Source organism: Nocardia sp. NPDC051052, from assembly GCF_044456045.1.
Taxonomy (GTDB): Bacteria; Actinomycetota; Actinomycetes; order Mycobacteriales; family Mycobacteriaceae; genus Nocardia.
Genome location: NZ_JBITFL010000002.1, coordinates 660826 through 673261 on the forward strand (window position 1 = coordinate 660826; position 12436 = coordinate 673261).

The window sequence follows — 12436 nt, forward strand, 5'->3', positions numbered from 1 at the left end:
TATGCGGCTAACGCGACGGCGGCGCCGCCCGAGCAGGTTCGCCCGCGGAACTCAGGCGTTGAAGTACTTCGCCTCGGGATGCAGCAGGACGAAGGCGTCGGTGGATTGTTCCGGATGCAGCTGGAGTTCCTCGGACAGCACGACGCCGATGCGGTCGGCCTCGAGCAGGTCGACCAGTTTGGCACGGTCGTCCAGGTCTGGGCAGGCGCCGTAGCCGAACGAGTATCGGGCGCCCCGGTAGCCGAGTTTGAAGTATTCGAGGACGTCGCTGGGGTCGTCGTCGGCGACCGCGTGCCCGTCCAGGGTCAGTTCCTCGCGGACCCGGCGGTGCCAGTATTCGGCGAGGGCCTCGGTGAGCTGGACGCCGATGCCGTGCACCTCGAGGTAATCGCGGTAGTTGTCGGCGGCGAAGAGTTCGTTGGCGAAGTCGGCGATCGGCTGGCCCATGGTGACCAGCTGGAAGGGCAGCACGTCCACCTGACCGGTCGCCTCGGCCTGCTCGCGCGACCGGATGAAGTCGGCGATGCAGAGAAAGCGATCGCGCTGCTGGCGCGGGAACGTGAACCGATAGCGTTCGGGCGCAGCGCCGTTCGCGTAGCTTGCGGAGCGACGATCGAACACTGCCGGGTCGGTGAGCACGATCACGTCGTCACCCTCGGACACCGCGGGGAAGTAGCCGTACACCACTGCGGCATGCTGCAAAACACCCTCGGTGCTCAGCCGATCGAGCCAGGCGCGGAACCGCGGCCTGCCCTCGGTCTCCACCAGCTCCTCGTAGCTCGGGCCCTCGCCGCCCCGCTGGCCGCGCAGGCCCCACTGCCCGAGGAACAGCGCCCGCTCGTCCAGCAGCCCCGAATACTCGTGCAGCGCCAGGCCTTTCACCACCCTGGTGCCCCAGAACGGCGGCGTCGGCACCGGCACATCGGCGGCGACGTCGGAACGCGCGGGCACCTCGATCGGCACCTCCTCGGCCTTGCGCTGCTCGGCGATGCGCTTGGATCGCTCGTGGCGCGCCTTGCGCTGGGCCGCCTTCTCCCGCTCGGCGATCGCCTCGGGGCTGTCCGGGTCGATGCCGCCGCCGCGCTTGCGGGTCATGATGTCGTCCATCAACCGCAGGCCCTCGAAGGCGTCGCGGGCGTAGTGCACGTCGCCCTCGTACACCTCGGTCAGGTCGTTCTCCACATAGCCTCGGGTGAGCGCCGCGCCACCGAGCAGCACCGGGAACTGCTCGGCCACGCCCTTGGTGTTGAGCTCCTGCAGGTTCTCTTTCATGATCACGGTCGACTTCACCAGCAGCCCGGACATGCCGATGACGTCGGCCTTCTTGTCCACGGCGGCATCGAGAATGGTCGCGATGGGCTGCTTGATGCCCAGGTTCACCACCTCGTAGCCGTTGTTCGACAGGATGATGTCGACCAGGTTCTTGCCGATGTCGTGCACGTCGCCCTTGACCGTGGCCAGCACGATGCGGCCCTTGCCGCTGTCGTCGGTGGCCTCCATGTGCGGCTCCAGGTAGGCGACCGCGGCCTTCATCACCTCGGCCGACTGCAGCACGAACGGCAGCTGCATCTGGCCGGAACCGAACAGCTCACCGACGGTCTTCATGCCGGACAGCAGCGTCTCGTTGATGATCTGCAGCGGCGGCACCTCCTGCATCGCCTCTTCGAGATCGGCCTCCATGCCGTTGCGCTCGCCGTCCACGATCCGCCGCGCCAACCGCTCGAACAGTGGCAGCAACGCCATCTCCTCGGCCCGCGAGGCCCGCGACGACGACGTCGACACGCCCTCGAACAGACCCATCAGCTTCTGCAGCGGGTCGTAGTCCTCGCCGCGGCGGTCGTACACCAGATCCAGCGCGGTCTCGCGCTGCTCGTCCGGGATGCGCGCCATCGGCAGGATCTTCGACGCGTGCACGATCGCCGAATCCAAGCCGGCCTGCACGCACTCGTGCATGAACACCGAGTTCAGCACCTGACGGGCCGCGGGGTTGAGGCCGAACGAGATATTGGACAGGCCGAGGGTGGTCTGCACCGCCGGATGCCTGCTCTTGAGCAACCGGATAGCTTCGATGGTTTCGACGCCGTCCTTGCGCGACTCCTCCTGGCCGGTGCCGAGGGTGAAGGTCAGCGTGTCGATGATGATGTCGCTTTCCAGCACACCCCAGTTGCCGGTGATGTCCGCGATGAGCCGCTCGGCGATTTCCACCTTCTTCGCGGCGGTGCGGGCCTGGCCCTCCTCGTCGATGGTCAGCGCGACCACGGCGGCGCCGTGCTCGGCGACCAGCTGCATGGTCTGCTGGAAACGGGATTCCGGGCCGTCGCCGTCCTCGTAGTTCACCGAGTTCACCGCGCAGCGGCCGCCGAGGTGCTCCAAACCCGCCTTCAGCACCGGGGTTTCGGTGGAGTCGAGCATGATCGGCAGCGTCGAGGAGGTGGCCAGCCTGGCGGCGAGCGCCTCCATATCCTTGGCGCCGTCGCGACCGACGTAGTCGACGCACAGATCGAGCATGTGCGCGCCGTCGCGGGTCTGGTCCTTGGCGATGTCGAGGCACTTCTGCCAGTCCTCGGCCAGCATCGCGTCGCGGAATGCCTTGGAGCCGTTGGCATTCGTGCGCTCGCCGATCATCATGACCGACGCTTCCTGCTCGAACGGCACCGCCGTGTACATGCTGGAGACCGCGGGCTCGTGCACCGGGCTGCGCCGGTCGTCGAGCGGCGGCAGCTTCGGCTCGATCTCGCGGACCGCCGCGGTCACCTGCCGGATGTGCTCGGGGGTAGTGCCGCAGCAGCCGCCGACCAGCGCCAGCCCGAACTCGGAGACGAAGCCGCTCAGCGCGACCGCGAGCTCCTCCGGGGTGAGCGGGTATTCGGCGCCGTGCTTGCCGAGCACCGGCAGGCCCGCGTTGGGCATCACCGACACCGGCACCTGCGCGTGCCGGGACAGATGCCGTAGATGCTCGCTCATCTCGGCCGGGCCGGTGGCGCAGTTCAGCCCGATCATGTCGATGCCGAGCGGCTCCAGCGCGGTGAGCGCCGCGCCGATCTCGCTGCCGACCAGCATGGTGCCGGTGGTCTCCACGGTCACGTGCGTGATGATCGGAATGCGACGGCCGAGCTGACGCATGGCCGCCCGGCTGCCGGTCACCGCCGCCTTGACCTGCAGCAGGTCTTGACAGGTCTCGATAAGAATCGCGTCGGCGCCGCCCTCGAGCATGCCGAGCGCGGATTCGGTGTACGCGTCGCGCAGCCTGGCATAGGGAGCATGGCCCAGCGTGGGCAGCTTCGTGCCAGGGCCCATCGAGCCGAGTACGTAGCGCGGGGTCCCGTCGGCGGACGGTCCCATCTCGTCGGCCACCTCGCGGGCCAGCCGGGTACCGCGCTCGGACAGGTCGCGGATGCGGTCGGCGATGTCGTAGTCGGCCAGGTTCGGCAGGTTGCAGCCGAAGGTGTTGGTCTCCACCGCGTCGGCGCCCGCCTCGAAATACGCGCGGTGAATGTTGCGCAGCACGTCGGGGCGGGTGTCGTTGAGGATTTCGTTGCAGCCCTCTAACCCTAGGAAGTCGTCGAGGGTGAGATCGGCCGCCTGCAACATCGTGCCCATCGCACCGTCACCGATCACGACACGGCGGCGCAACGTGTCGAGTAGCGTGGTATCGAACTCGGCGGGGACAGGCGCAGACATGCGTTCAAGCGTAATGGTCGGGTGAGACAGTGCAGCTCGCCGCGTCGCGTGTGCGTCGACACACCTGGTCAGCACGGCCGCCGTCGAACACGCCGGGCCCGGCCACGGCATACGACACGCCAGTTCCCCGCACACATTAGGCTGACCGAGTGAACCCCAGTGAAACTCCCGATCCGGAACTGCCTACGTTGCGGGAACCGGTGCTGGTTGCGGCCTTCGAAGGCTGGAACGACGCGGGCGATGCCGCAAGCGGCGCCGTAGAGCATCTGGAATTGATCTGGGACGCCGAGCCGCTAGCCGAACTCGATTCCGAGGACTACTACGACTATCAGGTCAACCGGCCGACGGTCCGGCAGGTGGACGGCGTGACCAGGGAAATCCAGTGGCCATCCACCATGCTGTCGGTCTGCTCGCCCCCGGGCAGCGAGCGCGACATCGTGTTGTTGCGCGGCATCGAGCCCAATATGCGCTGGCGCTCGTTCTGCGAGGACCTGCTGGAGTTCATCGAACAACTCGGCGTGCAAACGGTGGTCATCCTCGGTGCGCTGCTGGCCGATACTCCGCACACCCGTCCCGTTCCGGTCACCGGATCCGCCTATAGCAAGGAAGCGGCCGAACGCTTCAACCTCGAACAGACCCGGTACGAGGGACCGACCGGCATCACCGGCGTCCTGCAAGACCAGTGTGTCAAGGCGGGCGTGCCCGCGGTGTCGTTCTGGGCGGCCGTGCCGCACTACGTTTCGCAGCCGCCGAACCCGAAGGCCACCATCGCGCTGCTGCACCGGGTCGAGGACGTGCTCGATATCGAGGTGCCGCTCGGCGAGCTGCCCACGCAGGCGGAGGAATGGGAAACCGCGGTCAACGAGATGACCGACGGCGACGACGAGGTCAGCGAATACGTGCGCTCGCTCGAGGAGCGCGGCGACGCGGCGGTCGACGTAAACGAGGCGATGGCCAAGATCGACGGCGATGCCATCGCCGCCGAGTTCGAGAAGTACCTGCGCAGGCGCGGACCCGGCAGCTTCGGACTCTGAGCCCCGGCACGGTTTGCCCGGTGTTCACCGGGGGGTCGCTTGTCGGCCGGAAAGTGGCTGCCCCCTATCCTTTTTCCGGTGACCGCTCCCCGGATCGTCGCGCACCTTCGTAGTTTCGACGACCGGATCGCCGTCCTCGTGGCGACGGAATCGGTGGCGGAAGATTTGCGGCAGGTCACCTACGCGCAGCTGGCGACGCTCGTGGAGGAGTTCGCGGCCGAGCTCGGACCGAACCGGCGGCTCGTCGCGCTCGCGGCCCGCAACGACCTCCCTTCGCTCGTCGGGTATCTCGGCGCGCTCAGCGCGGGCTGCGTCGTGCTCCTCACCGCGGCGGTCACCGACGAGTTGGTGGCGACCTACGATCCCGATGTCGTCGTCGAGGACGGCAGGCCGGACGTGCGGCGCGAAACCTCCGCGCACCCCTTGCATCCGGAGCTCGCGCTGCTGCTGAGCACCTCGGGTTCCACCGGGTCACCGAAACTGGTCCGGCTGTCCTCGGCGAACCTGCTGGCCAATGCCGCCGCCATCGCCGAATACCTGACCATCGGCCCCGACGACCGGGCGACGACGACGCTGCCGATGTACTACTGCTACGGGCTGTCGGTCGTGCACAGCTATCTGCTGCGCGGCGCGAGCCTGCTGCTCACCGAACGATCGGTACTCGACGACGCCTTCTGGCACGAGTTCCGGGCCTGCCGCGCAACATCTTTCGCGGCTGTCCCCTACACCATCGACCTGCTGGACCGAATCGGCTTCGCCGACAAGGCGTTACCTGATCTGCGCTACTTCACCCAGGCGGGCGGCAGGCTCGCCCCCGAGCGGGTTCGCGACTATGCCCGGCTCGGCGCGGCCTCCGGCTGGGACTTCGTCGTCATGTACGGCCAGACCGAGGCGACCGCCCGAATGGCCTATCTCCCACCGGATTTGGCCGCCGACAATCCGGACTGCATCGGCCTACCGATCCCCGGCGGCGAATTCAGCCTAGAACCGATCGAGGAAACGGGCGGGCACGAGCGCGGGATCGCCCTCGGCGGGCGCGGCAACGGTACCGACGTGCCGCACGAGCTGATCTATCACGGACCCAACGTCATGCTCGGTTACGCCACCTGCCCCGCCGATCTCGCACTGGGCCGCACCGTAACCGCCTTGCGCACCGGGGATCTCGCGCGTCGCACCCCCGAGGGTCTGTATCAGGTGATCGGCAGGCGCAGCCGGTTCGCGAAGATCTTCGGCCTGCGCATCGATCTGCAACGGCTCGAATCCGGCCTGACCGCAGCGGGTTTCACCGTCTGCTGCACCGATGACGACGAACTGCTCGTCGTCGCCGTAGAAAGCCCCGCCACCGATCCGACCGGCACCGCGGCCCGGCTGGCCGGGCTACCCGCCGCGTCCGTACGGGTCTGCCCCGTCGCGGAATTGCCGCGACTGGCCAACGGCAAGCCGGACTACCCCGCGGTGCGCACGCTGCCCGCGCCCGCGCCGCAGGCCCGAAACATCCGCGCGCTCTACGCCACTACCCTCGGCATCGACCCGGCACTGATCCGCCCGGACAGCAGCTTCGTCGATCTCGGCGGCAATTCGCTGACCTACGTGACCACCGCGGCCAGGGTGGAACGCGCGCTCGGCACCCTCCCGGCCGACTGGCCGACCATGACGATCGCCGAGCTCGACCGGATCCCGCTCGGCGGCAGCCGGTTCGGCCGCGCCCTCGACACCGGTACCCTCTTGCGCGCCGCCGCCATCGTGCTGATCGCGAGTTCGCACATCGGTCTCTGCGTGCTGTGGGGCGGCGCGCACGTGCTGCTCGGCGTCGCCGGATTCAACTTCGCCAGGTTCGTGGTGACCACCGCGCCGCGTGCCGAACGGTTGCGACACGCGCTGCGCACGGTCGCGCTGATCGCCGTGCCGACCACCGTATGGGTAGCCGTCACGTTGCTGTTCACCGACTACTACCGCTGGCAGAACGTGTTGCTGCTCAACAAGATTCTGGGACCGTTCGACAGCGACACCGCAGGGCACCTCTGGTTCATCGAGGTGCTCGTCTATTTCATGATCGCCACGGCACTGCTCATCCGGATCCCACTGCTGGACATGCTCGAGCGGCGCGAACCGTTCTGGTTCGCCATGGGCCTGCTCGCGCTCACCCTGGTGCTGCGCTATCAGCCGTTCGGGCTGTATCCGGCGCGGGATGTGCCGTTCTCGCCGCTGGCCGCCTGGTTCTTCGCCCTCGGCTTGGCGGCCGCGAAGGCGACGTCGGCGTGGCAGCGACTGCTGGTGAGTGCCGTCCTACTTGCTTGTGTGCCGGGCTATTTCGACGTACCGGACCGGGAACGACTGGTCATGGCCGGGCTGCTGATGCTGATCTGGCTGCCCGCGATCCGGGTGCCTGCCCTGGCTGCCATCGTCGCGGCGGTGCTCGCCGACAGCTCGTTGTTCGTGTATCTCCTGCATTGGCAGGTATATCCGCTGTTCGGGCAACACCATGTTGCGGCGTTGCTCGCCTCGCTGCTGGCCGGTGTGGCCGCGACGAGGATGCTCGCGGGAGGGCGACGGCGGTGCGAAATGCCCCAGCGCTGGGTGGTGTCCCTGCGGTCGGGCCTGCCGTCGTGGCGATCAGGTCTCGATGGTCCAGATCTGCGCCGCCGCCTCGCGCGCCAGTTTCGCTAGCAGAATATCCCGCGGGATCGTCTGGCCGGCAAGGTGATCGAGCGACGGAACCACTACGTGGTGTGCGTCGGCCCGCTTGAGCTCCTGGGTCAGCTCGACAAATGCCGCGCCGTCACCGGAAGTCGATTCATGGAACGTTGCGGCGAAGCAGAGCCCCTCTTCCCGGGCGAGGCTGCTCATCGCATCCTCCAGCTCTTCGCTGTGGCCATCGGCCAAATCGTCACGCAAGTATCCATAGATCAACGCTTCCACCCGAACCTCCGTTGGATTGGGTACCGCTGTCCTTATGTGGATCTCCCCATTGTGGGGTACTGCGCCTTGCAAGGACAGATGCAATTGCATCTGGGTGAGACGAGGTGTGTCCGGCTAACTTTCCGCTCTCATGTCCAGCATGTACAACGCCAACTTGCGAATGTAGATGTCAACCCACTGACATCTATCTGCCCTATCTCGGCCACCGGGCGTTAACTGGTGCGATACTACTGACGTGGCCGCTGGAGACGATCGACCCGTCTGGGCTGTCCGGATGCGCTCTGAACGCGATGCGCGGGGGTGGTCACAAGCCGATGCCGTCCGCGTGATGCGCGCCAAGTCATCCCACAACCTGCCGACAGACAGTACACTGCTGCGTAACTGGCGCCGCTGGGAATCGGGCGAGTCGCGGCCGGATGATTTTTACGCACCGATCATTTCCGCCGCCTTCGACACAGTCACTGCGGCGTTCTTCCCCAAAGCCAGGCCGAATCGGGACGACGAAGTGCTCTCGGCAACCGGCATGGACACGCTGGAATTCATCGGGCGCCTGCGCATGTCGGACGTCTCCCCCGCCACCTTGGACGCCATCCGGATCACCGCGGAACGCCTGTGCTGCGAGTACTCCTACGCCGACCCGCACGAGCTGCACGCCGAGGGAACCGGGTGGTTGCGGCGGATTACCTCGCTGCTGGACGGCCGACTGACTTTGGCGCAGCATCGCGACATCCTGGTGCTCGCAGGATGGGTTGCGCTGCTGGTGGGTTGCGTGGACTACGACCTCGGCCGGCGCACCGCCGCCGAGGCGACCCGGCGCGCGGCACTCTCGCTCGGCCAGGAGGCGGAGAACGCCGAAATCACCGGCTGGAGTGCGGAAATGGCGGCCTGGTTCGCGCTCACCCAGGGCAACTATCGGGGCGCGATCGACGCGGTCGACCAGGTGCTGGAGACCAGCCGGAACCTCGGTGTCGGAGTGCAACTCGCCGCGCAACGGGCCAAGGCATGGGCGCGTCTCGGCGACCGGCACGAGGTCGAAACGGCACTCGACGAGGGGCGGGCAATTTTGCAGCGACTCGACCATCCGATCAACCTGGACAACCATTTCGTGGTCGATCCGCAGAAGTTCGACTTCTACGCGATGGACTGCTGCCGCGTCGCGGGCGAGGATCGGCTCGCCGAGACCTACGCCAACGAGGTTATCCGCCACTCGACGCGAGGCGACGGCACGGTCCGCAATCCGATGCGGGTGTCCGAGGCGCATCTGACGCTCGCGGTGGTCGCGGTCCGCAACCGCGATCTGGAACTCGCGGTCGATGAGGGACTGCGCGCGTTCGCGGGTAAACGCCGTTCGCTGCCCTCGCTGATGTGGATCGCGGGCGAGACCGCGCGCGAAATCATCGCCCGGTACCCCGGCGATCCGCGCGCTCGCGTGTACCTCGACCAGCTGCGTTCGCTGTCGAGCGAGTGACCAGTACCGTTGTTTTGAGCCACCCCGCCGGCTGCCATCCCTTACTGACACAGCCCGATTCGTCGGCGAACACGCGGCAAACAGGACACGGGCACGCCGTATCGGGCATGTACCCGCTGTCGGCGACCGGCCCGCTACTACCCTGTTCCCGGTGACCGACTCCGTCGACGCCGCCGCGAGCGCCTCCGTCCTGTGGGACGACCGGCTGCGGCTGTTCTCCTTCGCCACCGCCGAGCGCCGCGCCGACTATCTGTGGGTGCTGCGCGCCTTCGACAGCGCGCGGGCCGCCTACGTGGTGTTGCTGCATGCTGACGATGTGGCGGAGTGGATCGAGCGCAACGGGCACAGCCTGCGCACGCCCGACCTGCTCGAGCCGGCAGCCACGCCCGACGTCGAGGGCCAGCAACATACAGAGGACAAGGAGACCAGTCAGTCTGCTACGAAACCGCAGACCGACGACGGTCCCGCGAGCGCGCAGGCCTGGTCGAGCGAACACGGCACCCGTCAGCGCGCCCCCCGGCTCACCGCCGCCGACATCGGCCCGCTACTCGATCAACTGCACCAATGGGGCGTGCTGGAACGCAGTTACGACGGAACCCGCGCCGCCACGCTGGCCGAATATCGCAACCGGCACTTCGTCTACCAGTTCTCCCAGGCCGGGTTCCAGGCCTACCGCGCGGTCGCGGGCGTGCTCAACGCCCGGCTCGACGAGGCTTCACTGTCGCGGCTGGTGCTGCCGGAGTTGCTGGCCGATCTGCACACCCTGGCCGCGGCCAATCGCGAGGGCGACGCCGAGCGGGTCTACCGCACGCTGCGCCGCCTCGACGCCGCGTTGACCGACATGGCCGCCCGCGCCGCACACTTCTATCTCTCGCTCGGCGATCTCGTGCGGACCACCGAGATCACCCCCGAATCTTTTCTGGCACACAAGGACGCGCTGCTCGCGCACATGCGCGAATTCAGTCTCGACCTGGCCAGATTCGTGCCGCGGCTGGCGGGTGCGATCGCCGAGATCGAGGAGACCGGCGTCGACGAGCTGATCGAACGGGCCGCCGGATGCGACGAACGGGTGCTGCTGAGTTTCGCGGAGCGGCAGGCGGATTGGCACGCGCGCTGGGACGGGCTGCGCACCTGGTTCGTCGCGGCGGGCACGGGCGAGCACGCGGGAACCACCGAGGCGGAACGGCTGCGCGAGGCGACCATGAGCGCCATCGCCGCCGTGCTCTCGCTGCTGCGCCGGGTCACCGAGACCCGGCGCGGCGGGGTGAGCCGGGAGTCCGCGCTGCGGCATCTGGCGGGCTGGTTCACCGCCGCGCCGTCCGCGGACAGCGCGCACGCGCTCTTCGACGCGGTGTTCGGCCTCGGCAGGCCGCGCCACCTCGCGATGGAACATCCGGACGCGGACCTGATCCCGGCGCAGCGATCCTGGTGGGAGGCACCGCCGTTGGAGATATCGCGCACGCTGGCCGAGACCGGGCGACCCCCGTCGGCCGGAGCGCCCGCGCGGATCCACCGCAACGACGCGAGCATTCGGCGGCTGCGTGAGGTGCAGCTGGACGCGCAGCGCGCCCGCGCCGACGCGGCCAAGTCCCTGGCGTCCACCGACGTGCACGACCGGGTGCTCGACGAACGAGAGACCGAGGTGCTGCTGCGGCTGCTCGACGCGGCGTCCACCGCGTGGGTGCCGGTGAGCGGGCGGGTCGCCGGGACCACCGGATCCGACAGCGGCGTCACCCTGACCGTCTCCGAACACGACGGTTCGACGATCGTGCAGACCGCGCACGGACTGTTGCACCTGAACAACCGCAGACTAGAGGTGCGCCAGACCACCCGGACCCGGCCGCGCGGCAACGGGGGACGCGCATGATGCACGGACGCAAGATCGATTCCCTTGCGCTGGACAACTATCAGCGCGCCGCCAGGGTCATCCTCGCTAATCACCTGGTGACCAGGACCTATCCGGATCGGATCGCGCTGCCGCTGATCCGCCGGTGGGCCACCGAGTTGCGGGAGGACCTGGCCGAACTGTTCGGCTACCGGCTGGAGGTCACCGAGACCACCGCCAGGGTGTTCCCGATCATCGACCGGCTCGACGCGGGCAAGCCCGCGCGCACGCCCGCCGACCGCCTCTTCGATCGCCGCCGCTACGCCTACCTGGCGCTGTCCATCGCCGCGCTCGGCCGGGCGGGTGACCAGATCACGTTGTCGGAGTTGGCCGATCAGGTCGCCGCCTACGCGGGCCGGGTCGAGGGCCTGGAGCTGTCCACCGACCGCGCGGCCGACCGGGATGCCTTCGTCGACGCGGTCGGCTGGCTGACCCATCGCGGCGCGCTCACCCTGGCCGACGGCGACGCGGGCGGCTGGGCCAGCGATCCCGAGGCAGGCGAGGCGCTTTACGACATCGACCGGCCGGTGGTGTTCGCACTGTTCCGGCCGCCGCGGGCGCTGCAACACCTGCACAGTGTGCGCGGGCTGCTCACCGAAGACGCCGCGGGCGCAACCGGTCCCGCGCACGCGCCGACCGTGGCCGACCTGGCGCGGCGGGTGCGCCGGACCTTGGTCGAGCGACCGGTGGTGTATCTCGACGACCTCGCCCCGGCGGAACGGCCGGTGCTCGCGCAGGATCGGATCATCGCCGATGTCGAGCTGTTCACCGGGCTGAAGGCCGAACGCAGGGCGGAAGGGGTGGCGTTGATCGACACCTCCGGACGGCTCTCCGACATTCGATTCCCGAGCACCGGAACGCTGGCGCAGGTGGGGTTGCTGCTGGCCGGTGAGATCGCCGACCGGGTCTTGGACATCGACAATCCGGTAGCACGGCGGACGGCCGCGCCGGACCCGGGTGAGGCGCTCGCCGCGCAACTCGACGGCGCCATCCCGGAGTCCACCGTTTTCGCGCCGCTGGCAGAACTACGGGCGCTGGAAGACTTTTCGGCACAGTCGGATTCGGCGTTCGAGGACGACCAGGAAGCACCGGTCGAGACCACCTACCCGCTGCTCGACTCGGCGTGGGTGTGCGAAACCGTGCAGGCGCTCGCCGATCGATACGGCGCGACCTTCGCCGCCCAGTGGCAGGCCGATGTGCCCGGCCTGACCACCGAGGTGGTTGCCCTGCTGGAGCGGCTGCGCCTGGTGCGTGCGGTCGAGGACGGGCTGCTGATCATGCCCGCCCTCGCCCGTTATCGCGGCGCGGTCGTCACCGTACGCACCAAGCGCACCGAGGAACTGTTCGTCACCGCGGCCGACACCTACACCAAGGAACGGCAGTCGGCGGAGCCGACGGGGTGGGTAGATATAGCGTCCGACAGCACTGGCACGGAAGGGAACTGAGGCG

Annotated in this window: 7 protein-coding genes; 5 read left to right on the forward strand and 2 right to left on the reverse strand. The window is 68.2% G+C overall.

Translation table 11 applies throughout. The features are described from left to right. Nucleotides 1–51: 51 nt before the first annotated feature. Nucleotides 52–3681 (reverse strand): methionine synthase, encoded by a 3630-nt coding sequence (metH, locus tag ACIBCN_RS08125; RefSeq protein WP_396990780.1) that lies wholly within the window; start codon nucleotides 3679–3681, stop codon nucleotides 52–54. A gap of 149 nt (nucleotides 3682–3830) precedes the next feature. Here metH and ACIBCN_RS08130 point away from each other — a divergent pair, with 149 nt between their 5' ends. Together ACIBCN_RS08130 and ACIBCN_RS08135 are read left to right on the forward strand one after the other, a co-directional pair. After that, nucleotides 3831–4715, forward strand: coding sequence for a PAC2 family protein (locus ACIBCN_RS08130; RefSeq protein WP_396990781.1), 885 nt, complete (start codon nucleotides 3831–3833; stop codon nucleotides 4713–4715). 78 nt (nucleotides 4716–4793) lie between these two features. Beyond that, nucleotides 4794–7382 (forward strand): AMP-binding protein, encoded by a 2589-nt coding sequence (locus ACIBCN_RS08135; RefSeq protein WP_396990783.1) that lies wholly within the window; start codon nucleotides 4794–4796, stop codon nucleotides 7380–7382. On the opposite strand, the gene ACIBCN_RS08140 is transcribed toward ACIBCN_RS08135, so the two are convergent. Then, complete coding sequence (locus ACIBCN_RS08140; protein WP_396990784.1) at nucleotides 7329–7634, reverse strand: hypothetical protein; 306 nt, start codon at nucleotides 7632–7634, stop codon at nucleotides 7329–7331. The two genes, ACIBCN_RS08135 and ACIBCN_RS08140, sit on opposite strands and share 54 nt — an antisense overlap. A gap of 274 nt (nucleotides 7635–7908) precedes the next feature. Between ACIBCN_RS08140 and ACIBCN_RS08145 the strand changes: the two genes are divergently transcribed. From ACIBCN_RS08145 to ACIBCN_RS08155, 3 genes are all read left to right on the forward strand, one after another. Next, nucleotides 7909–9102, forward strand: a complete 1194-nt coding sequence (locus ACIBCN_RS08145; RefSeq protein WP_396990785.1) for an XRE family transcriptional regulator — start codon at nucleotides 7909–7911, stop codon at nucleotides 9100–9102. A 205-nt stretch (nucleotides 9103–9307) separates the two neighbouring features. Further along, a complete protein-coding gene (locus ACIBCN_RS08150; protein WP_396991161.1) occupies nucleotides 9308–10969 on the forward strand; it encodes a TIGR02677 family protein in 1662 nt (553 codons plus the stop codon). Further along, entirely contained in the window at nucleotides 10969–12432 is a 1464-nt protein-coding gene (locus tag ACIBCN_RS08155) for a TIGR02678 family protein (protein ID WP_396991162.1), read from the forward strand. The genes ACIBCN_RS08150 and ACIBCN_RS08155 overlap by 1 nt, the downstream gene beginning before the upstream one ends. Nucleotides 12433–12436: the final 4 nt, after the last annotated feature.

Coding starts and splice junctions, on each gene's coding strand:
- metH (WP_396990780.1), bottom strand. CDS start 3,681: ATGTCTGCGCCTGTCCCCGCCGAGTTCGATACCACGCTACTCGACACG.
- ACIBCN_RS08155 (WP_396991162.1), top strand. CDS start 10,969: ATGCACGGACGCAAGATCGATTCCCTTGCGCTGGACAACTATCAGCGC.
- ACIBCN_RS08145 (WP_396990785.1), top strand. CDS start 7,909: ATGCGCTCTGAACGCGATGCGCGGGGGTGGTCACAAGCCGATGCCGTC.